The organism is Cohnella baijiui (assembly GCF_020731285.1).
Lineage (GTDB): Bacteria > Bacillota > Bacilli > Paenibacillales > Paenibacillaceae > Cohnella.
On sequence record NZ_JAJFOW010000060.1, the window covers coordinates 1 to 22,153 of the forward strand.

General features: G+C 62.0%; 14 protein-coding genes and 2 pseudogenes. 6 read left to right on the plus strand and 10 right to left on the minus strand.

Annotated features, from left to right (window positions below):
• Positions 1 to 4,564, minus strand: a pseudogene (locus LKX83_RS34760) (hypothetical protein); the annotation flags it as partial.
• A gap of 216 nt (positions 4,565 to 4,780) precedes the next feature.
• Between LKX83_RS34760 and LKX83_RS30010 the strand changes: the two are divergent.
• Entirely contained in the window at positions 4,781 to 6,139 is a 1,359-nt protein-coding gene (locus LKX83_RS30010; protein WP_227886624.1) for an Nramp family divalent metal transporter, read from the plus strand.
• 191 nt (positions 6,140 to 6,330) lie between these two features.
• Here LKX83_RS30010 and LKX83_RS30015 read toward each other — a convergent pair whose 3' ends face one another.
• The gene (locus tag LKX83_RS30015; RefSeq protein ID WP_227886626.1) at positions 6,331 to 7,506 is read right to left on the minus strand and encodes a glycosyltransferase family 4 protein; all 1,176 of its coding nucleotides are present in this window, start codon (positions 7,504 to 7,506) and stop codon (positions 6,331 to 6,333) included.
• 224 nt (positions 7,507 to 7,730) lie between these two features.
• Here LKX83_RS30015 and asd point away from each other — a divergent pair, with 224 nt between their 5' ends.
• The gene (asd, locus tag LKX83_RS30020; protein ID WP_227886628.1) at positions 7,731 to 8,534 is read left to right on the plus strand and encodes an archaetidylserine decarboxylase; all 804 of its coding nucleotides are present in this window, start codon (positions 7,731 to 7,733) and stop codon (positions 8,532 to 8,534) included.
• 119 nt (positions 8,535 to 8,653) lie between these two features.
• On the opposite strand, the gene LKX83_RS30025 is transcribed toward asd, so the two are convergent.
• The gene (locus LKX83_RS30025) at positions 8,654 to 9,439 is read right to left on the minus strand and encodes a helix-turn-helix domain-containing protein (RefSeq protein WP_227886629.1); all 786 of its coding nucleotides are present in this window, start codon (positions 9,437 to 9,439) and stop codon (positions 8,654 to 8,656) included.
• The gene (pdxR, locus tag LKX83_RS30030) at positions 9,411 to 10,982 is read right to left on the minus strand and encodes a MocR-like pyridoxine biosynthesis transcription factor PdxR (RefSeq protein WP_227886631.1); all 1,572 of its coding nucleotides are present in this window, start codon (positions 10,980 to 10,982) and stop codon (positions 9,411 to 9,413) included. The genes LKX83_RS30025 and pdxR overlap by 29 nt, the downstream gene beginning before the upstream one ends.
• Before the next feature lie 115 nt (positions 10,983 to 11,097).
• On the opposite strand from pdxR, the gene LKX83_RS30035 reads away from it, so the two are divergent.
• Together LKX83_RS30035 and LKX83_RS30040 are read left to right on the plus strand one after the other, a co-directional pair.
• Positions 11,098 to 11,709 (plus strand): pyridoxamine 5'-phosphate oxidase family protein, encoded by a 612-nt coding sequence (locus tag LKX83_RS30035; protein WP_227886634.1) that lies wholly within the window; start codon positions 11,098 to 11,100, stop codon positions 11,707 to 11,709.
• A 169-nt stretch (positions 11,710 to 11,878) separates the two neighbouring features.
• A complete protein-coding gene (locus tag LKX83_RS30040; protein WP_227886636.1) occupies positions 11,879 to 12,514 on the plus strand; it encodes a flavin reductase family protein in 636 nt (211 codons plus the stop codon).
• A 265-nt stretch (positions 12,515 to 12,779) separates the two neighbouring features.
• Here the strand turns inward: LKX83_RS30040 and LKX83_RS30045 are convergent, their stop codons facing one another.
• From LKX83_RS30045 to LKX83_RS30070, 6 genes are all read right to left on the minus strand, one after another.
• Positions 12,780 to 14,573, minus strand: a complete 1,794-nt coding sequence (locus LKX83_RS30045) for a glycoside hydrolase family 2 protein (RefSeq protein WP_227886638.1) — start codon at positions 14,571 to 14,573, stop codon at positions 12,780 to 12,782.
• A 22-nt stretch (positions 14,574 to 14,595) separates the two neighbouring features.
• A complete protein-coding gene (locus LKX83_RS30050; protein ID WP_227886639.1) occupies positions 14,596 to 15,654 on the minus strand; it encodes an acyltransferase in 1,059 nt (352 codons plus the stop codon).
• Complete coding sequence (locus LKX83_RS30055) at positions 15,651 to 16,457, minus strand: carbohydrate ABC transporter permease (RefSeq protein ID WP_227886642.1); 807 nt, start codon at positions 16,455 to 16,457, stop codon at positions 15,651 to 15,653. The genes LKX83_RS30050 and LKX83_RS30055 overlap by 4 nt, the downstream gene beginning before the upstream one ends.
• A complete protein-coding gene (locus LKX83_RS30060) occupies positions 16,457 to 17,347 on the minus strand; it encodes a carbohydrate ABC transporter permease (RefSeq protein ID WP_227886644.1) in 891 nt (296 codons plus the stop codon). Before LKX83_RS30060 ends, LKX83_RS30055 begins: the two co-directional genes overlap by 1 nt.
• An 85-nt stretch (positions 17,348 to 17,432) precedes the next feature.
• Positions 17,433 to 18,800, minus strand: coding sequence for an ABC transporter substrate-binding protein (locus tag LKX83_RS30065; protein WP_227886645.1), 1,368 nt, complete (start codon positions 18,798 to 18,800; stop codon positions 17,433 to 17,435).
• Positions 18,801 to 18,991: 191 nt separating this feature from the next.
• On the minus strand, positions 18,992 to 19,939 hold the full coding sequence (locus LKX83_RS30070; RefSeq protein WP_227886648.1) for an ArsR/SmtB family transcription factor: 948 nt from the start codon (positions 19,937 to 19,939) through the stop codon (positions 18,992 to 18,994).
• A 277-nt stretch (positions 19,940 to 20,216) separates the two neighbouring features.
• On the opposite strand from LKX83_RS30070, the gene LKX83_RS30075 reads away from it, so the two are divergent.
• Entirely contained in the window at positions 20,217 to 21,530 is a 1,314-nt protein-coding gene (locus LKX83_RS30075; RefSeq protein WP_227886650.1) for an aminotransferase class I/II-fold pyridoxal phosphate-dependent enzyme, read from the plus strand.
• A gap of 394 nt (positions 21,531 to 21,924) precedes the next feature.
• Positions 21,925 to 22,017, plus strand: a pseudogene (locus LKX83_RS30080) (IS200/IS605 family transposase); the annotation flags it as partial.
• Positions 22,018 to 22,153 lie beyond the last annotated feature (136 nt).

Sequence of the window (22,153 nt, forward strand, 5' to 3'; positions counted from 1 at the left end):
GCTTCGCTTCCGTTACGCTGCCATCCGCCAGAATCGTCTCCGTCACGCTACCGGACGCGAGCTTGTCGCCCGTTACACTGCCGCCCGCCAGCTTCGCTTCCGTCACGCTGCCATCCGCCAGGTTCGCCGACGTTACGCTACCTTCCGCCAGATTCGTTCCAGTCACGGTGCCGGACGCAAGCTTGTCGCCGGTTACGCTGCCGTCCGCCAGCTTGTCGCCGGTTACGCTGCCGTCCGCCAGCTTCGCTTCCGTCACGCTGCCATCCGCCAGATTCGTCTCCGTCACGCTACCGGACGCGAGCTTATCGCCCGTCACGCTGCCGCCCGCCAGCTTCGCTTCCGTCACGCTGCCTTCCGCTAAATTCGTCTCCGTCACACTTCCGAACGCGAGTTTGTCGCCCGTTACGCTGCCGTGGGCCAGCTTCGCTTCCGTGACACTGCCTTCCGCCAGCTTCGCTTCCGTCACGCTGCCGAACGCGAGCTTGTCGCTCGTTACGCTTCCGTGGGCCAGACGACCGGCCGTGACGCTGCCATCCGCCAGTTTCACCGACGTGACGCTCCCGTCCGCCAGCTTTGCCTCGGTCACATGGCCGTCCGCCAGCTTCGCGGAGGTGACGTTTCCGTCCGCCAGCTTTACCGCCGTGACGCTGCTTTCCGCCAACTTCACCGACGTGACGCTGTTTTCCGCGAGCTTCGCCTCGATGACGGCGCCGTCCGCCAGCTTCTCCGTCGTCACGTTGCCTTCAACCAGCTTCGCCTCCGTCACGCTGCCGTCCGCCAGCTTTGTCTCGGTCACGCCGCCATCCGCCAGCTTCTCCGTCGTCACGCCGCCATCCGCCAGCTTCTCCGCCGTCACACTGCCGTCCGCCAACTGCCCGCTCGCCACGCTGCCGTCCGCCAGCTTCTCCGCCGTCACGCCGCCGTCCGCCAGCTTCTCCGTCGTCACGCTGCCGTCCGCCAGCTTCTCCGCCGTCACGCCGCCATCCGCCAGCTTCTCCGTCGTCACGCCGCCGTCCGCCAGCTTCTCCGTCGTCACGCCGCCGTCCGCCAGCTTCCACGTCGTCACGTTGCCGTCCGCCAGCTTCTCCGTCGTCACGTTGCCGTCCGCCAGCTTCTCCGTCGTCACGCCGTCGTCCGCCAGCTTCGACGCCGTTATGCTGCCGTCCGTCAGCTTCTCCGTCGTCACGGCGCCGTCAGCGAGCTTCTCCGTCGTCACGCCGCAGTCCGCCAACTGCTTGCTTGCCACGCTCCCGTCCGCCAACTTCGACGCCGTCACGCTGCCGTCCGCCAACTTCGGCGTAGTCACGCTGCCTTCCGCCAGCTTCGACGCCGTCACACCGCCATCCGCCAGCTTCTCGCCCGTCACGCCGCCGTCCGCCAGCTTCTCCGTCGTCACGTGGCCGTCGGTCAGCTTTGCCGATGTGACGCTGCCGTCCGCCAGCTTCGACGCGATAACGCTGCCTTCGGCGAGCTTCGATGCGATGATGCTGCTTTCGGCCAGATGGCCGCGTCCGATCGCGCCGTCCTTGATCTGCTCGCCGCCGACGCTGCCGGAGGCTAGCTTCTCGGCCGTCACGCTCGCCTTCGCCAACTTGGCGCTCGTCACGCTGTTCGCAGCCAGCCGGCTTTCCGTCACCGCCCCGGCTGCGAGTTCCGTCTCGCCGACCGCCGCGCGCGCCAGCCGCTTCGTATCGATCTCGCTTACGGCCATGAACATCGCGCCCTGCAGCTCTTCCGTCAAATGGTGCAGTCCGACCGCCTCAGCTTGCAGATGGTCGCCCGCGATCGCCCCCGGCTGCAGTTGCCGGATGCCGACGCTTCCCGGCGCGAGCTTCTCCTCGGTGACACTCCTCCTCGCCAACTTCGCGGCGACGACGCTCTCCTCGGCCAGCTTTTCCGCCGTGACGCTGCCATCGGCGAGCCGGTCGGCTGCGACGCTTCCCGGGGCGAGTTTGTCGCCCGTCACGGAGCCGTCCGCCAGACGATCGGTCGTGACGCTGCCTTGCGCGAGCTGCGCCGTCTTCACGCTTTCCGGGGCGAGCTTCTCCGTCGTGACGCTCTCCTTTGCGAGCTTCGCCTCGACAACGCTGCCGTCGGCCAACTTGCTGGCGACGACCGCCCCTTTGCGAATATGCACCGCCGTTACCGCGCCGGTGCCGAGCCGTTCCGCGTCGATCTGGCTTTCGGCCGCGATCGCGATCTGGAGCAGATCGGGGGCAAGATGGCGGACCGATACCGTTCCTTTGCGCAGATGCTCGCCTTGGACCGACTCCGGCTGCAAATGTTCTTCTCCGACGCTCCCCGGTTCCAGATGCTCGCTGCCGATAAGCTTGCGGGCCAGCTTGTCGCGGGTGACGCTGCCGCTCGCCAGCTTTGCCTCCGAGACGGCGCCGTCCGCGAGCGCGACGTCTTCGACGCTTGCAGGCTGCAAATGCCGGGCAGCGACGATGCCCGGCGACAGCTTCGATTCGGTTACGGAGCCGTCGGCGAGTTTTTTCCCAGTCACCGCCTGATCGATCAGGGCGTCGGTACCGACGCTGTTCGCCGTCAGATGCTCGAACGACACGGATGCGCCCGCCAGCGCTTCGCCCGTGACGACGCCCTCCGCGAGCGCCGCCCGCGTTACGGCTTTCGCCGCCAGCTTGGCGGCCGTTACGCTTAGATCCGCCAGCTTCGATGTGGTGACCGCCCCCTTGCTAAGGGAGCGCGCTCCGACGCTGTCGTCGGCCAGATGAACCGCCTTTACCGTTCCTTCGGAGAGCGTCCGGCCGGATACGGCGCCGTCCGCCAGCGCCTCGGCGCTCACCGCGGCGGGCGCGAGCTTCTCCGCGGTCACGCTGGCGATGCCAAGCTTGGAAGAGGTTACGGCATGATCCACCAGCTTGTCGGTCGAAACGCACTCCGTCGCGAGCTTCTGGGAGGTGATCAGATGGTCGGCCAGGTGATGCGGATAGATCGACCGGACGCCGATTTGCCTGTCACCGACGGCGGAAGGCGCGAGCAGCTCGGTCGTGATCGACGCCTCCCGGATCGCCTGGGTGCCCACGGATCCGGGCGCCAGCTTGGCGGCATCCACGCTGCCGTCCGCAAGCTTCCCCGAGGTGACCGACTGATCGGCCAAATGCGAGGTGAGCACCGCGTGCTCCGCAAGTCTGGCCGAGTCGATCGCTCCGTCCGCCAGATGCCGCGCCTCGACCGCGCCGTCAGCGAGATGACTGGCGCGTACGGAAGCCGGTCTTAAATGAACCGATTCGACGGATCGTTCGGCCAGTTTGCCGCCATGAACAGCCCCGTCCGCAAGCGCCGCAGTCCCGACGGCGCCGTTCGCGAGCTGCGCGTCGGTAACGGCTTGCGGAGCGAGATGCTTTCCCAGCAACGCCCCCAGGGCGACATGCTCGGCGAGGATAAGCCCCTTCTGCAGATGCTCGGACGTGACCGTCCCCGGTCCGAGCTTGTCGGACGTCACCGCTTGGTCGCGCAGCTTGTCGGCGGTGACCGCCCCGTCCGCGAGCTTGGAGGTGTCGACGCTCTCGTGCGCCAGGTTCTCCGTCCGGATCGTGCCGTTGCGAATTTTCTCCGACGTGATGGCCTGATCCTGAAGCAGCTCCGGGGTAATGATCGACAGGCTCAGATGTTTGGGCTGGATCGACCCTTCGGCGAGTTTGTCGGCGCTGATGATCCGGTCCGCGAGCTTCTCGGACGAGATGCTGCCGTCCTTAATCTTTTCGCCCGTGATGGAGCGGTCGCGGATCTTTTGGCCGGATATGGCGTTGCGGGTAAGGTGATCTCCCGTGATCGACTCGGGCGCGATCTTGGAGGACGTGACCGCTTGATCCGCCAGTTTGATCGGCGTCACCGCGTAGTCGGCGAGCGAAGACGTCGTCACGGCGTCGTTGGCGAAGTGATGGGGACGGATCGCATAAGGTGCAAGCTTCTCGCTCACGACGGATTCGTCCGCCAGGTCGTCCGTATATACGAGCGGCTTGGCGCTGGCGGGCAGCTTTTTCTCCGTCAGCTTGAGGTAACGGGCCAGGCGCCCTGAGTCTTCATCGTTTGCAAGCGTCTGCGGCGGCCGGTGCTCCTCCGTCAGCATCGCCATGAGCGCATCGGCCTGTACCGGTTCGACCTGGCCGGCCGTTTCGGAGACCGCTACGATCTCCTGAGTTGCCATCGTAGCCTGCGAAGGGGATTCCCCGGTCTCTCTCGCCTGTCCATCCGGCGCCTGCCGCGGCTGCCGGGCCAAGGGGCTGTCATTCGCCAGACGGGGTCTCTGCTCGGCGGCGGCCACGCCCGGTTTGGCATTGGCGGCTCTTTTGCGCGAAGGCGAGAAGGGCGCCGTTCCCGTTCCTCCGCGTTTGGCGGACTTGTGGCCCGCCCGTTCGACGCTTGCCGCCGGCGGTTCGTCCGTCCGATTCGCCATTGCGGCCGACCCGTGCAGGCCGATCGGCTTGTCATCTTGTTCCGTCCGCTGCTCGTCATCCAGCCATTTCAGTTCTTGATTGTCCGGATTGTCTACATAATAGAGCGGTCGGCGCGATTTGCGCGATTTGCTCGGTTTTTTCATGTCCGTCTCCCTTCCCTGGGTGTAAACCTCCTGCATCATATGCAATCACCCATGGGCGTGTCACGGACGGCGGGAGAGGAAATTTCCCGGTTTACAAACGCCGCATTCGAGCGTATATTAGAACCAGCGAAAAAGTTTGCACTGATGCAACTTTATGTCTTGTACGCCAAACTTGTTGCTTAAAACAACACCAGATATTAGATAGAGGTGATTCGTATGCAAGAAAAACCGATCGTCAATGCAGACTATCGGCAAAGCTGGCGCGGACGCGGGAATACGCCGTCGCTGCCGGAAGCCTACCGTTCGATGCGCGTACCGAAAAAGGGCTCGACGCTTCGCAAATTCCTGGCTTTTGCGGGCCCGGGGTACCTCGTCGCCGTCGGGTATATGGACCCCGGCAACTGGGCGACGGACCTGGCGGGCGGCTCCCAGTTCGGCTACACGCTGCTATCCGTCATCCTGCTGTCCAACCTGATGGCCGTCGTGCTCCAAGCGCTGTCCGGCAAACTCGGCATCGTGACCGGCCGCGACTTGGCGCAAGCCTGCCGGGACCACTACAGCAAGCCCGTCTCGTTCGGCCTGTGGATCCTCTGCGAGCTCGCGATCGCGGCTTGCGACCTGGCCGAGGTCATCGGGGCAGCCATCGCACTCAATCTGCTGTTCGGCATCCCGCTCGTCTACGGCGTGCTGCTCACTTCGTTTGACGTGCTGCTGATCCTGTTGCTGCAGAACAAGGGATTCCGCTATCTAGAGGCGTTCGTCATCGCCCTCATCGTCGTGATCGGACTTTGCTTCGCCATCGTGCTCGTCATGTCTCATCCTTCGATGGGCGGCATCGCCAAAGGCTTCATCCCGAGCGGGCAAATCATCACGAACCCCAGCATGCTTTATATCGCGATCGGCATCCTCGGGGCGACGGTCATGCCGCACAATCTGTATTTGCACTCTTCCATCGTGCAGACGCGCCAATACGAGCAAACGGAACTCGGCAAGCGCCAGGCGATCCGATTCGCGACATGGGATTCCACCATCGCGCTCTGCTTCGCGCTGTTCATCAATGCGGCCATCCTCATCGTCGCCGCCGCTTCGTTTCACACGACGGGCCACTCCGAGGTCGCGGAGATCGGGGAGGCTTACCGGCTGCTCACGCCGGTGTTGGGCACGACAATCGCCTCGGTGCTGTTCGGCGTCGCGCTGCTCGCTTCCGGCCAAAACTCGACCTTGACGGGGACACTGGCTGGCCAGATCGTCATGGAAGGCTTCCTGAACATGCGGATGAAGCCGTGGCTCCGCCGTTTGATCACCCGCCTCATCGCGATCATCCCTGCCGTCATCGTCACGGCGCTGTACGGCGAGAAAGGGACGACCGATCTGCTTATCCTAAGCCAGGTCATCCTGTCCCTGCAGCTCTCCTTCGCCGTCGTTCCGCTCGTGAAGTTCACCTCGAGCAAAGCCAAAATGGGACCGTTCGTCAACCGTCCGTGGCTGAAGGTTACCGCTTGGACGATCGCCGTCGTCATTATGGTCCTGAACGCTTACCTGCTCTATACGACCGTCTTCGGCGACCCGATCTGACGCTGATGATCGCCCCGCGATCCCCTTACCGCCAGAGCTGCAGCATGTCAAACAAGGCCTGCTGCGGCTCTGGCTTTTCCGTTCGCGTCCGATCGGTTTCCGGTTATCCGCCAGCGGATGCCGAAACGCCAAAAAGCCCCCTTCCGCGCGAAGGAAGGGAGCGGCAATCCCAAACACGCAAAACTTCGTCTTCAACGGAATAACCCCGGACCATCCGCCGGAGCCGGGAGCGCCTCCTGCCCGAAGCCCGCGCCCAGCTCCCGGAGCCACCGCTCCGCCGTCTGCCGCCAGGTGAAGTGCCGCAGCGCCCGCTCCCTCCCGAGTTTCCCCATCATCCTACGCAACGGTTCATCCTGCAGCAGCCGGACGAGCGACGACGACAGCCCGGCGCGGATATTTCCCGGGTCGACCAAAAAGCCGGTCTCTCCGTCTGCAACGATCTCCGCGATGCCGCCCACGCGCGTCGCGACGACCGGCAGGCCGGCGGCCATCGCCTCCACGTTGACAAGCCCGAACGCCTCCCTGCGGGTCGACGGTACGACCGCCGCGTCGGCCATCGCGAACCAGCGGGGGATGTCAATGTGAGAGACGTACGGCTCGAAGTGCACGTGCCGGCGGAGCGGCTTGGCGAGGCGGCGCAGACGGCGCACGTAGGCCGTTTCCCGGTTCGAGCCGTAGGACGCGCTCCCCACGATGACGAGCAGCGTGTTCGGCACGGCTCGCACGATGTCCGGGAGCGCCTCCAGCAGATGGTGCACCCCCTTCAGCGGGATGAGCCGCCCGACGTACAAGACGATACGCCGTCCCGTCCAGCCGCGCAGCCGCCGCTCCTCGGTGCCGTCTTGCCCGATGAACCGTTCCGCTTCGACGCCCGGGTAAACAATCCCGATCTTGCCCACGGCCGAGGGGACCCTGCGCAGCACGTCTTGCTCCAGATAGCGGCTGTTGACGAGAATCCGGTCGGCCGCCCGGACGCACGCCCGAAGCGTCTTCGGCGCGATGACGGACTTGGCAACGAACGTATTGGAATGCAGATGCAGCCATACCTGCGCCTGCGGGAATCGCCGCTTGAGCTGCCGCGCGTACAGCGGCCGGTTCTCCACTTCGATCACGTCGGGGCGGTACGCCTCGAGCCGCCGTATGACGCGCTTCAGATACGCCGATTTGTCGGCGGCGGGGAATCGCTCGCACGGGACGCCGCGATGAATGCCGCGGGCGGACAAGCCCCGGCCGATGCGGCCGTAGATCCGCGCCCGCACGCTTCCCGTCAGATGCGGGACGAAGTGCTCGACGACCCGCTCCACCGATCCGCCGCGGGGACTCGGGACCGGATACCCTCCGGGCGTAACGAATGCCGCTTTGATCATGTCTGCACCCCTTACGTGTAAAGTCCTCACAGCATACACAGCCGCTAATGGGACTGGCACGGCAAGTACCCTGCCGCGGGAGGCTTGGGCAAGGCGATCGCGCGCCGCATATTGAACTTTTGAAGCCGATATGTCACACTTAGGGTCGACCGGGTCGCGCCCCCTGCGGACGCGCCATGCCCGTACCCAGGAATATATATGAGGCAAAGGAGTGGCCAAACCGAATGGACCGTTGGCTGCTGCGCGCCATGACGGAATTGTCTTCGCGCAAATTCGTGTCCCGCCTGACGGGACGTTTCGCCAAGTCGACGATGAGCCGCCGCTTCATTCCCCGCTTCGCGGCCGCCTACCGCATTCCGGTGGAGGAGGCGGAGAAGGCGATCGAAGCGTACGGCTCGCTGAACGAATTTTTTACGAGGCGCCTCGCGCCGGGCCGACGGCCGATCGATCCGGGAACGGACGCGCTCGTCAGCCCCGTCGACGCGAAAATTACGGCATGCGGTCCCGTGAAGGACGGGCTGCTGCTTCAGGTTAAGGGACAAGACTATACCCTGCAGGAGCTGCTGAACGGCTCGCCCCGCGCGGGACAGTACCGCAACGGCTTCTATTGGGTGCTCTATCTGAGCCCTACCGATTATCACCGGATTCATTCGCCGTGCGCGGGGACGATCGTCGAGACGGAGCACGTGCCGGGCCGCGTATACCCCGTCAACGAGTTCGGTCTTACCAAGATGCGCCGCGTCTTGTCCCGCAACGAACGGCTCGTGACGTACATCCGCCACGAAGACGGCGAAGTCGCGGTCGTCAAAGTCGGTGCCCTGAATGTGAGCAGCATCCAATACGTCGACCCGAAGCCGAAGGAGCTGGAACGAGGCCAGGAACTGGCCTATTTCGAATTCGGATCGACGGTCGTCCTGCTGACGGAAGAGGATACCTGCGCGCCCCGGACGGATCTGAGGCCGGGGGACAGTGTGAAGATGGGGCAGCGCCTTGGCGATCTGATCCGCCCGACGGAGGACCAGGGATAGCTCGAAGGCAGCCGTCCAAGAAAAATCGATTTCGGCGACACATCGTCAAAAAGGCGCCCGCGCGGCCAATCGGCCGCGGGGCGCCTCTTTGCGCCGGGCAAGCGCTCCGTCCGTCCGCTTCAGCGGATCTCGGACGGGCTTTTGCCCGTATATTGCTTGAATTGCCGGCTGAAGAAGAAAATATCGCGATAGCCCAGCGCGTCGGCGACCTCGGTCACGTTCATTCCCGCATGGACGAGCAGGTACTGGGCGCGTTCGATCCGGGTACGGATCATGTAGGTTTGCACGGACACGCCGATCAGCTCCTTGAACTTGATCGAGAAGTACCTGGACGACAGTCCCGCCCGTGCGGCCAGGTCGTCGACGCGATGGGGAACGCCGGGATGCTGTCGAATGTAGTTCGCCACCTCGTGGATGCTCTCCGTCAGCTGGTTGCTCGCCTTGCGCTCGACCGGCTCTTCCCGGTCGTGGCGCAGAAGCTGGATGACGAGCTGCTTGAGGATCAGGCGCGCTTCCTCTTCGGCCGCGTACGTCTCCACCAGAAAGAGCCGGACATAGCGCGATAGCAGATGCTCGAACTCGAACGGGTCCTCCAGCACGCGATACGGCTTCGGGATCTCCGTGACGGGCCCGGACACGTCAAAATGAATGTACGTGAGGACGAGCGGTTTTTGCGGGTTGTGCGTGGCGCTCGTATGGTCGCCCGGCCGGAACAGAAAGCAGCTTCCTTTGCCGACCGCATACGGCTTGTCGTTCAGAAAAACTTCGCCCTCCCCGCTCCATACATAGAACAGATCGTAATTGGCGAGCGGCTTTTCGCGTTTCTGCCATTTCCATCCCGGCTCGCAGACGATCTTTGCGAGCGCGGTCTTCAGTTCAAACGATTCCGGTGCGGCGTGCAGCATGTCCCCCGTCTCTCCTCTCGCCTTTCGTTTCGTTGCCGGAAAGCAGCCCAAGATCGGCGGCGGCCCGCCGGATGCGGGACAGCCCTTCGGCGATGTCCTCCTCGCCCAGATGGGCGAAGCCGAACACGACGGACAGACCCGATTCCCGACCTGCGGCAGCGTATTTCGCGCCGTCCCCCCAGGCGGCGCCGTAGGTCCGGCAGCGCGCCTTGAGCCGGTCGTAATCCGCAGGGTCCGCCCGCCATCTGGCGTACAGAAGCAGCCCCGCATCCGCCGGATGCACCTCGAACAGCGCAGCCAACCCGCGCGACAAGCCGGCTTTGAGCAGCTCATACCGTTTGTGAAAAAGCCGCCTCATCCGCCGCAGATGGCGGTCGTAGCCGCCGCTATGCATCCACCCCGCGAGCGCCCGCTGCTCCGCGATTCCCTCTGGATACGGATCGTAGAGCCGCTTGGCGCGGATGAAGGGCTCCCGCAGCGAACGGGGCAGCACCGCGTAGCCGATCCGAATCTCTCTCCGCATCGACCGCGAGAAGGACCCGACATAGATGACCCGTCCTCCGCGGTCAAGCGACTTGAGCGGCTCGATCGGACGCCCGCCCCAGCGGAAGTCGCTGTCGTAGTCGTCCTCGACGATCCAGGCGTTGCGGCGCGACGCCCAGTCGAGGAGCGCCAGCCGGCGCTCGAACGTCAGCACCGCCCCCGTCGGGAACTGACGGGTCGGCGTGACGAAGAGCATCCGCGCCTCCCAATCCTGAGGGACGATGCCCTGCCGGTCGACCGGCTCCGTCACGAGCGAAGCGCCGCTGGAGAGCACCGCTTGCCGGATGCCGGGATAGCACGGATCCTCGGTCACCACCGTATCGCCCGACTCGACGAGCAGTTGGCTCAGCAGCGCGATCGCCTGCATCGAACCGCCCGTGATGACGATGTCTTCGGCGGCGCAGGCGATTCCCCGCTCCCTGCCGAGACGGCCTGCGATCGCGCGGCGCAGCTCCTCGCTGCCCTCGGTAACAAACCGTTCGTCCGACTCACCCGGGCCGAGCCGCTTCCACTGGGCGGTGACGGATGCCTTCCACTCCATCCAGGGAAACCACTGCTCGCCGATGCCGCGCGGCACGAACGAGATTTTCTCCGCCTCCGCTGCGGAGGAACGTTCGGCTGCGCCGCCGGGCTCGCGCAAGGTAGCTTGCATCATCCGCTTGCCCCAAGCGGACAACGCCGGCTCGGCATCGCCGGACGGGCTTGCCGGCTTCGCATCCGCGGCGGCGAGCGTCAGGCCTGTCTCCGTCGTTCCGCCGGCGACAAAGGTACCCCGACCGACGATCGAGCGTACGAAGCCCTCCGCCGCCAGCATCTCGTAGGCGACGCTGACGCTCCCCCGCGAGAGCCCGTACAGCTCGGCGAGCTGGCGGGTCGACGGGAGCCGCTCTCCGCTCGGCAGGGCGCCGCCAACGATGCTGTCGCGGATCGCCTGGTACAGGGCGAGGTGCTTGCTCCCGCATACCGCCAACCGCGTGGCGTAAGGGACCTGAAACGTCATCCGCCCTTCCTCCTTCCGCAATCAGTGGACCAATGTTTTTAATGTAAATTGGATCTTTTCGCTTGTCAATCACAGTCGTACACTAATCGTCATACGAGACAGAGGAGTGGTTGCCATGCGACGGAAAGAATTCAAAGTCGACGACGAGCAGGCGTGCGAAGCGTTCCTTCGGGGGCGGGACGACGGAGTGCTGACCTTTACGGGCGAGGACGGGTGGCCGAGGGCCGTGCCCTTGAACTATGCGTACGAGAACGGAGCGGTCTACTTTCACGGCAGCAAAAAAGGGGAGAAAATGAGCGGACTGGCGGCCGATCCGCGCGCGGAGTTCGTCGTGTATCAGGCGCACGCGTTTATCCCTTCCCATTTCTCCGATCCGTATCTGGCCTGTCCGGCAACCGTCTACTTCCGTTCGGTGCGGATCCGGGGGACGGTTGCGCAGGTGGAGGATCCGGCGGAAAAGGCCGCCGCGCTCGCCGCGCTGCTCGCCAAGATGCAGCCGGAAGGCGGACACGCGCCGATCCGCGCGGACGACCCGAAATACGCCTCCTCCCTTCGCGGCGTCTCGGTGCTGCGGCTCGATGCGGTAGAGATGAGCGGCAAGTTCAAGTTCGGGCAAAATTTATCGGATAAAAAACGTACCGAGATGATCGAAAAGCTCGAAGGCCGCAACGACGAAGGCGATGCGGAGACGATCGCCTACATGCGGGCCTATGCGCCGGGCGATTGACCGGGAGGAGGATGCCGACGGCTCGTCTTGCGCACGTGCGCCGGGGACGGGACAAGCGCCGTCGGCGTCTTTTCGGGATCTTGCCCTTCCACTCGGAAAAGGACGAATGCCTCGATCGGCTGTGATAGAATCAGATCGCAAACGAATCTGATCGAGGAGCGATCCCGCGATGCACAAGACGATAAATCCGAATATTCTGTACTTTGGAACCCCGGTCGTGCTCATCAGTACGCGAAACGAAGACGGAACGAGCAATCTCGCTCCGATGTCTTCCGCCTGGTGGCTGAACGATTCCTGCATGCTGGGTATGAGCAGCCGTTCGCAGACGGTAGTCAATTTGATGAGAGAGCGGGAATGCGTGCTCAACCTGCCCTCCGAAGACGGGGTCTCTGCGGTCGACAGGCTGGCTTTGTACACCGGAAGGAATCCCGTCCCGCCGACGAAGGCCGGGCGAGGCTACCGCTACGAGCCTGACAAGTTCGGGATCGCCGGCCTTTCCACGCAGCCTTCGCAGCTGGTGCGGGCGCCGCGCGTCGCGGAGTGTCCGGTTCAGCTGGAGGCGAAGCTCGTTCAAGCGCACCCTTTCGAAGCGCCCAGCAGCCTCGTCGCGCTGGAGGTCAAGGTCGAACGCGTGCATATCCGCGAGGATCTCCTGATGGAGGGACACGACCACTACATCGATCCGGACAAATGGAAGCCGCTGATCATGAACTTCTGCGAGTATTACGGCCTGGGCGGACGGCTTCACCCGTCGCGGCTGGCTACGATCTTCGCCCCTCCGGCGGGAACCGAAACTGGAACGTAAACTGTACGCAAGCGTCTAATCTCATGTCCGGCAAGATGGAGGGGGCAGCCGTCTTCTTCGAGACGAATTGCTGCGAGAACGCCAAAGAAGGAGTCTAGGACTGGCAGTCGCCCCCTCCTTTCCTTACGGCTTCCCCGTCGCGTTAACCCGTTTCGACGGACATCTCGCCCCGCTGCCCAATCTCCCGCTTCACGCTCCTCGCTTCTTCGCCTACTCACAACAAAAAAAGAAGGAGCCGCAAGGCCCCTTCCTACTTTATCATCTGTTAGCGCTGCGCGACCGGCGCCGGCGACGTCGAAGGCACTTTGCCTTCGTTGATCTCGCGGATGGCGGAAAGCGGCACCTTCGGCTGGCGGTCGTACGTCAAGAGACCGTTGATCTCCTGCTCGACGTCCGTCAACTGGGTGTAGCAGAAGCCCTGGATGACCGGCGACGCCAGCATCGGATGCACGACATCGGCGAGCCGCCGGAGGAAGTCCTCCTCGTCGCTCGCGCCGGAGTAACCCCAGCCTTCCCAGTCGCTTTTCTTGAACGAGATGCCCCCGAACTCCGTCATGAGGATCGGCTGCCCTTCGTACGGCACGCCCGGTACGAGCAGCCAGCGGCCGGCCGGCTTCGCCGCCAGCGCCGACTCCTTGGTCGCATACCGCTCCCGGAGCGTCTCGCGCCGCCACTCGTAATCGTGAATCGTGAGGAGGTCGGTCTTCATCTGCTCCCAGCCGTCGTTGGAGATGACCGGACGCATCGGATCGAGCGACTTGGTCAGGTGATAAAGCGCCAGCGCGTGCTGCTGCTGCTGCGCATCGACCAGAATGTTCGTCACGCCCCAGCTTTCGTTCAGCGGCACCCAGGCGACGATGCACGGGTGGTTGTAGTCACGCTCGACCGCCTGCACCCATTCGCGGGTGATGCGTCCGACGTACGGCTCGGTGAAATGATAGGCGTTCGCCATCTCGCCCCAGACGAGCAGGCCCAGCCGATCGGCCCAGTACAGGTAGCGCGGGTCTTCGATCTTTTGGTGCTTGCGCGCGCCGTTGAAGCCCATCTCCTTGGTCAGTTCGACGTCGCGGCGCAGATCGTCGTCGGACGGCGCCGTCAGGATGCCCGTAGGGAAGTACCCTTGGTCGAGCACCAGCTTCATATAATAAGGACGGTTGTTGAGCAGGACGACCCCGTCCTCGATGGAGATCTTGCGCATGCCGAAATAACTCCGGACGCGGTCGACCGGTTGTCCGTCCACGAGCAGCACGAGCTCCAGATCGTACAGATTCGGGCGTTCCGGCGTCCACCATCGGCCAAGAGAATGGTCGTTGAAGTCGTGCAAGCCGATCGTCCGCTGCTCGGTCTCCCGCGATACGCTAAACGTGTCGTTGCACACCGTCTCGCCGGCGAAGCTCACCTTCGCCTGAAGGCGAACGTCGGAATGACCCGAGACGCCGGAGAGGAACGACTGCAGCTTAATCTCGTTGTGGTCGATGTCCGGCGTCAGCCGAATGCGGGAGATGTGCGTGCCGGACACCGGCTCGAGCCAAACGCTTTGCCAGATGCCCGTCGTGCGGGTATAGAAAATCCCGGCCGACTTTTCTTCCCAGTATTGCTTGCCCCGGGGGAGCGTTACGTCTTTGCTGAAGTCCTCCGCCCGCACGACGACGACGTTGTCCCCTTCGGTCAGGATGTCCGTGATATCGGCGTGAAAGGGCGTGTGCCCGCCTTCATGGGTCGCGGCCAGGCGACCGTTCACCCAGACGCGAGCGGCATAGTCGACGGCGCCGAAGTGCAGCTGCAGCCGCTTGCCTGCGTAATCGGCCGGCACGGCGAACGTCCGGCGGTACCAGACGACGTCGTGGAACGACGAATCGCCGATTCCGCTCAGCTCGCTCTGATAGCAGAACGGCACTTGGATCGAGCGGTCGAATGGGCGCCCGTCCCCTTCGTACCACCGCTCCCGCTCGCCGACCGAATCGTCGTCGAAGGCGAAAGCCCATTCCCCGTTCAAGCTCATCCATTGTTCCCGCACGAACTGCGGCCGCGGGTATTCCTCGCGTCTATTCGTCGTCATGACTACCTACTCCTTTGCAAATTCATGCTGATGGTCGCGTCGCGGCCGTCGCCCTGGCGGACTCGCGCGGCGGCTTGGTGACGATCCAGACGCTGAAGCCGACGAGGCTTAGCAACGCGAGGGCAAGCCAAATTCCCTCCGTCGTACTCAGCAGCAGATCTTTTTGGTTGCCCTTCAGAGCGAAGAGGAGAACGTTGGTCATCACGAGAAACCAGAGAACGTTCCGGCCCATCGCGGCCAACGGCGCCGCAACCCGCCGCGGAAAGCGGTCCAGCAGACGCGCCAGCAAATAATAGCCGTACAAGATCAGGGCGGGCCCGACGATCCACCAGATCGACGGCGGAAACCGTTCGGGCAAGGCCGGCGCCTCTGCCGCGAACGTTTTCCAAACGAAAGCGGCCGTCGCTACGGCCGCTCCCGCCAGCACCCGCCAGTTCCAAACAACCCGATGGCGGGCGAACAGCATGCCTGCCAAATAAAACGGAAAGTACTGCAGCACCGGGAACGAAGCGAAGTCCCGGGTGCCGAGGAGCGGCCCCAGCTGCGGGACGTGGACGCCGCCATACGGGATCCAGGTCGTCGTCAGCAGCAGGATACCCGCCGCCGCCGCGATCCAGGGATGTTCCGCCAGCCACCGGAGCGGGCGGAACAGGATCAGGCCGACGATCATCAAATACGCGAACGAGGCGAGAAACTCCGACCAGCCCGGCATATCCCGCAGGAGCAGAATCGGCCGGACGGTATCCCAGCTCAGCTCGCGCCCGTCGACGAACAACCGGAAGGCCGTGCCCGACACGTAAAAAGCGAGCAGCGTCTTGCCCGCCGTCAGCAGCATCCGGGGCGCCGCCGCCGCGAACGGCTTGGCGTAATAGGCCAGCTGCGACACGTAGCCGAAGCTGAACACGAAGCCGGAAAACGTGATCAAGTTGATCAGGTCGATCCAGCGCTCCCCGGCGGGATAGATCGTCTGATCGCTAAAAAACTGCAGCGAATGGCAGTACACCATGCCGACGACCAGCAGCCCTTTGAACAGGTCGATCGCCCGCTCCCTCCCACGGGGAGCTGCGCGATCCGTGCTCATCCTTTGATCCCCGACAGGCTGACGCCCTTGACGATCTGCCGCTCGAAGATGACGAACAGCACGATGATCGGAAGGGAAGCGATCGCATTGATGACCATGGGCTTGACGTAGTCTTCCGTATACTGGTTCATCAGCGTCGGAATTCCCATCGGCAGCGTGAAAAACCGATCGTCCGTAACCGACAGGAACGGCCACAGGAAGTTATTCCACGACCCGACGAACGTCAGGATCGCCATCGAGGCGAGCGCCGGCCGGGTGAGCGGGATCATGATGGAGGTAAAGATGCGCCAGGTGCCGCCTCCGTCGATCTGGACGGATTCGAGCAGATCGTTCGGCACGCCGTCGAAAAAGCTCTTCAGCACGATGACGGCCATCGGCGACGCCAGCGCGGGGAAGATCAGTCCTTGATACGAATTGAGGATCCCCATATCCTTGGCGACCTGGTAGAGCGGAATGATGACCGCTTCGCCGGGGATCAGAAGACCGCTTAGAATGACGAAAAAGACGAGCGACTTGTAACGGAATGGCAGCTTCGACATGACGAAGCCCGCCATGGCCGCGAAGGCGACCGTCAGCGCCGTCACGCAGATCGCGACGAAAAAGCTGTTCCAAATCCAGTTCGTAAGCTTCGTCGTGCGGAGAATTTCGTCGTACACGGCGAGCGAATACGGCGGCGTGAACCAGTCGACGAGCGACGTGATTTTCATGCCTTCCTTCTTGACCGAGACGACGAGCATCCAGATCAGCGGGGTCACGAACAGCAGCCCGGCGAACAAGGAGACGATCCGGTAAAACCACTTCATTACGCGTTCGCCTCCTTCCGATTGTTAAGCCAATACTGGAACGCGGACAGGACGAGCAGGATGGCGAACAGCATGTAGGACATCGTCGCGGCATAGCCCAGGTCGTTTTTGCGGAAGCCGGCCTGGAAAATGTACTGGATAACCGGACGCGTCTTGTCGAGCGGTCCGCCGCCGGTGATGATGTAGATCTGCAAGAACACTTTGAAGGAGGCGATGATTTGCAGCATCGTGATCGTCTTGGTAATCGGCTTCAGGTAAGGCAGCGTGATCGACCAGAACATCTGGCTGTTCGACGCGCCGTCGAGCTTCGCCGCCTCGAAGATGTCGTCCGGGATATCCTGCATGGCCGACAGGTAGAGAATGAAGTTAAAGCCCACCGTCCACCAGAGGGTGATCAGCGTGAGCGCGACCCACGACAGACCGAGCTCCGACAGCCAAAACACTTCCCGGTCGGCCGGCAGCAGTTGGATCAGATGGAGCAGCGAATTCAGAAAGCCGGTATACGGTTGAAAAATAAAAAGGCCGAGAAAGGAGATGACGGCGACGGAAAGTACGCTGGGCAAGAAGAAGACGCTCCGATAAAACTTCTGCAGCCGCGACTGCCGGTTGGCGATCAGCGCGAGAACGATGGCAAGCACGATCATCGTCGGCGTCGTCAGAATGACGAACAAGGTGGAGTGCCAAATGGACGCCCAGAAATCTTGATCCTGAAACATGCGGGTGTAATTGTCCCAGCCGATATACTTCATCTTCTTGATCAGCGTCCACTTGTAGAACGTCATCTGGACGCCCTTCAGCATCGGCCAGATCGTGAAGAGGAAGTAGACGAGCAGGAACGGGAGAAGGAACAGCAGCGCCTGCACGTCTGCCCTTCGTTTGCTGATTCTCATATGCGCTTCACCTCTGCCTTCGTTGCTCCGCAAGCTTGCGGCCGGAGGGCCGCAAGCTCGCGTGAACGGTATTCAAGCGCGGATGTTACTCGTCGAGCAGCTTCTGGTAAGCCGCCTGCATCTTGGCCATCGCGTCGGCCGGCGTCATCTTGGCGGCCCACACCTCGTTCAGGAATTTGAACGAAACGTTGTCGCGGAGCTGCCAGTTTTTCGTCGACGGCTTGCTGAACTTGACCGTGCCGGCTACGGATGCATAGTCGCTGCGATTCGGCAGCGCCTTGAACTCGGCGCTCTCGATAACGGATGGCTTCGATGGGATGTGGCCCGCCTTAGCCCAGATGGCGCCGTTGTCGGCGAGATAGTTGGCGAAGACGATCGCGGCCTTGCGCTTCGTTTCGTCCTCTTTTTTCGTGACGGGCAGGATGATCGTGTGCGAGTCGCCCCACGTCGCTTCCTGATCGTAGATTTTCGGAATCGGCATCGCGCCGAAGTCGAGTCCTTTGGTCGACTCCCACGTGCCGGTCGCCCAAACGCCGGTCATCATGATCGCCGCCGTGCCGCTTTGGAAGTTTTTATAGAAGTCCGGGTCGTTTTTCTTGATGTAGCCTTTGGTGAACAGGTCTTGAATGTATTGAGCGGCTTTGGCGCCTTTGTCGGCGTCGAGCGCGGCCGTCTTCAGATCGTCTGCGACGACGTCGTTGCCGCCGAGCTGCGAGTAGAGCGCCCACCAGAGCCGGTAAGGATCGTCGTTCGAATTGGACAGCGCGAACGGCGTCACGCTGCTCGGAAGCTTTTCCTTCAGCTGGGCCAGGAAATTCACGAATCCGTCCGCGGACTGCTCCATCACGGGCTTGCCGTCGTCGCCGAGCAGGCCGGCGTCCTTCAGCAGCTTTTTGTTGTAGTACATGATGAACGGATGGGTATCGATCGGCACCGCGTAGTGGACGCCGTCCACGACCGTCGCGTTCAGAAGGTTTTGGTTAAAGGTGTTCCAGTCGACGCCGGTTGCGGATGCGACCTCGTCCAGCTCGCTGACGACGCCTTGGTCGATCAGATCGGGGAGCCGGGACGTGTGGGAGATGCCGACGTCGGGACCGTTGCCGTTACCGACGGCCGTGATCAGTTTCGTATAGTACTCGCCCCACTCGAGCTTCGTATTTTTGACCTGGATATTCGGATGCGTCTTGTTGAACTGGTCGATCATGGCCTGCATGTTGTCGCCGTCTCCGCCGCTGAACAACGTCCAGAACGAAAGCGTGACCTTTTCGCCGCCCGTCGGATCGTCCGTGACGCCGCCCGCGGCCGGAGACGAGGCCGATGCCGACGCCGAAGGCGATCCCTCATTCCCTTTGTTGCCGTCGTTGCCCGAATTGCCGCTGTTACCACCACTGCATGCGCTGAGCATAAGCGTAAGCGTCAACGCAGAAGCAAGTACCCCGTACTTTTTTTGCATGGTGTTTCCTCCCCCTATAGAATCATGACCGAGCCGAATACACAAAAACATTAAAATTGTTTTATTACCGTTTTTGTGTATCTATCAGCCATAATATCGCCCAATCCATTCGTTGTCAAGCGCTTACATCTAAGAATATTGTAATAAATAAAAAAGAGGAGAGCCCCTCGGGCTCTCCTCGATCACGTTCCTTATGGCTTCTCCCCCGTCGGAAGCGAGTAATGGATCTTCATGACGATATCCTGCTCGTGATCGCCGAAGCCGCGGCCGAACAAATTGACCCCGCCCTTGTGAACCGCATCGGGAGCGACGCCGATCCGCAGCCGCAAATTGGTCCGCTGGTGCAGATTCAGCTGGTCGACCGTCACGTCGGACACCCTCTTCATGTCGAGCGTGGTCCGCTCCCGATCGATTCGCCACGTCTTCAACAACCCGTACTGGGTCGTCCAGTCCAGCCACCAGGATGGGTTCAGCTTGCCTCTCCGGTCGCCGAAGTCGCCGGGGCTCGTCCACGTGCCGATCCCGACGCCGTTCACCCACAGGGAAATGTCCGAGGGCCAGTCGTTATCGAAGTTCGGCGCCTCCGAGCACATCTCCATCGAAAATTCGATCGAATCAATCTGCGCGGAGGGAGGGAGCTCGAGCGGAAACAAATATTCGAGGTAGCCCTTGCGAAACCAAATGATTTGCGCTCCGACATGCTTCGGATGGTAGAAGCTCGCCGGCTCGTCCTCCAATATGATCATGTTGTCGCGGTCAGCCATGCCGCAGGTCGGATGCACCTCGCAGTCGCTGTAGTGTCCGATCGGCATTTCCATCTCGTAGACGTTGGTCGGCCGCTTGCTTACGTGCGCCTGGATGTTGTTCAAGCCCATATGAATGTCGTCGTAAGAGCGGCTGCATACCTTCATGGCCCCTCTTATGGCCGGCAGCAGCTCCGTCGTGATGAGACCGGCCCCTTCCAGCACCTTGACGTTCGAGGCGACCGTCGATACGGGCAAACTCAACGCCTCGGCGATCTCTACGATATTCATGCTGCGCGTATTCAAGAGCCGCAGCATGTCCACGCGCGCCCGCGTCGATAAAGCATGGGCGACGGTAATGAGCTTTTCCGGATCGTTTATATGCAGTTCCAGCATGCCAGACCCCCCGTTTCCCCGAATGTGAACCAGATTATTACAGATATTATACGATCTATCATTCACTTGTTCAATAATAATGTATTAATACAGGTTTTATAAAATAAATATATTTGTTCTCTACCTTCTCCCCCGCTTGCGGTCCCTGGCGCAAATTGTGTCGTTCCCCCTATTTTCGGTGACGCTGTCCCCGCAATGGTGTATAATATCACCTAATGAAGATTCGGATGGCGCATCGTCCGCCGGAATCTCTGATCAAGTGGAAGGATGGACTTCGATGAATCCCCTCGCCCAGCAGTTAAACGACGTGATTGCCAAAGAGCAGCCGCGCTATGCCGAGATGCTGTCCCGGCTCGGACGCGAGATCTATTTTCCGAAGGTCGGCATCCTGAGCCAGTCCGCCGAAGCCAAGCAAAAAGCGAACGTGTACAACGCAACGATCGGCATCGCGACCGAAAATGGCCAGCCGATGCACCTGAAGGTCATTCAAGACAAACTGTCCGCTTACGCGCCCAAGGACATTTATGAATACGCTCCTCCCGCCGGCAAGCCCGAGCTTCGCACCGTTTGGCGCGAGAAGATGCTGAAGGAGAACCCTTCGCTCGCGAACAAGACGTTCAGCCAACCGGTCGTGACCAACGCATTGACGCATGGCCTCAGCATCGTCGCCGATCTGTTCGCCGACGCGGACGATGCCGTCATCATTCCTGACAAAAACTGGGAGAACTACGAGCTGACCTTCGGCATTCGCCGCGGCGCCCGGATCGTCGAGTACCCGCTGTACGACGCGGACAACCGCTTCAACGCGGCCGGGCTGCGCGACGCGCTGCTCGCGCAGAAGGACAAAGGCAAAGCGATCGTGGTGCTGAACTTCCCGAACAATCCGACGGGCTACACGCCGGGTGTCGAAGAAGGCCAGGCGATCGTCGCCGCCATCAAGAACGCGGCCGATGCCGGCATTAACGTCGTCGCCGTGACGGACGATGCGTACTTCGCGCTGTTCTTCGAAGACTCGCTGCAGGAGTCGCTGTTCGGCCAGCTGTGCGGCCTGCACGAGCGCGTGCTGCCGATCAAGATCGACGGCGCGACGAAGGAAGAGTATGTGTGGGGCTTCCGCGTCGGATTCATCACGTACGGCGGCGCCTCCGCTGCGTGCCTTTCCGCCCTGGAGCAAAAGACGATCGGCATCATCCGCGCCACCATCTCCAGCGGTCCGCACCCGTCCCAGACGTTCGTGCTGGACGCGCTGAAGGCACCGGAATTCGAAGCCCAGAAGGCCGAGAAATACGCGATCATGAAGGGCCGCGCCAACAAAGTCAAGCAGCTGCTCGACGGCGGCAAGTACGGCGACGTCTGGTCGTACTATCCGTTCAATTCCGGCTACTTCATGTGCCTGAAGCTGACGAGCGCGGACGCGGACGCCGTTCGCCTGCGGCTGCTCGACGCCTACGGCGTCGGGACGATCGCGCTCGGGCCCACCGATCTTCGCGTGGCCTTCTCCTGCATTGAGGAGCCGCAGCTCGAGGATCTGTTCGACCGCATTCACCAAGCGGTGGTCGACGTCCAATCCGGCGTCGCCAGCGCCAACTGATCCGCTGTTCCGCATTACCGACGGAAAAAGGGCGTCCCCCGGCGAATTCGCCTTCGGGGACGCCCTTTTTTTCGTATACGAACCCCCCCAGTTCGACTGAGGGGGGCAGGGAAGTTTATAGCTATGAGTAGTCACCCTTTGAACGCCATGATGATCGCCTGAAGTTCAAAAGTATTCGATTATTAGAATACAATAGCCCCCCAAGGCGATAGATGATCGAATGTATTCGATTATTAGCATACATTGCGCACCTCAGGGGGCTAGATGGCTAAATGTATTCGATTATTAGAATACAATAGGCTACCCAGGGCGATAGATGATCGAATGTATTCGATATTTAGCACAGCATGCGCACCTCAGGGACAATATGACGAAATGGATTCGATTGATCGTGTACAATCGCAATCAGCTAAAAGAAGATAAGAAGTCTGATCAGCTCACGTTGAAAGAACGGATCGACCCGTTTACGGGTGAGTCGGCGAAAAAGGCAGGCAACGAGGCCACTTTAGGGGCTCGCCCGAGGCAGCACGCGGTTGGCAGATCTTCAAGTAGCGCCTTTTAGATAACATACCCTTATAGGGCTGATGGAAGCCACCGGCAAAGCCGGTGGTTATGACTTTTGT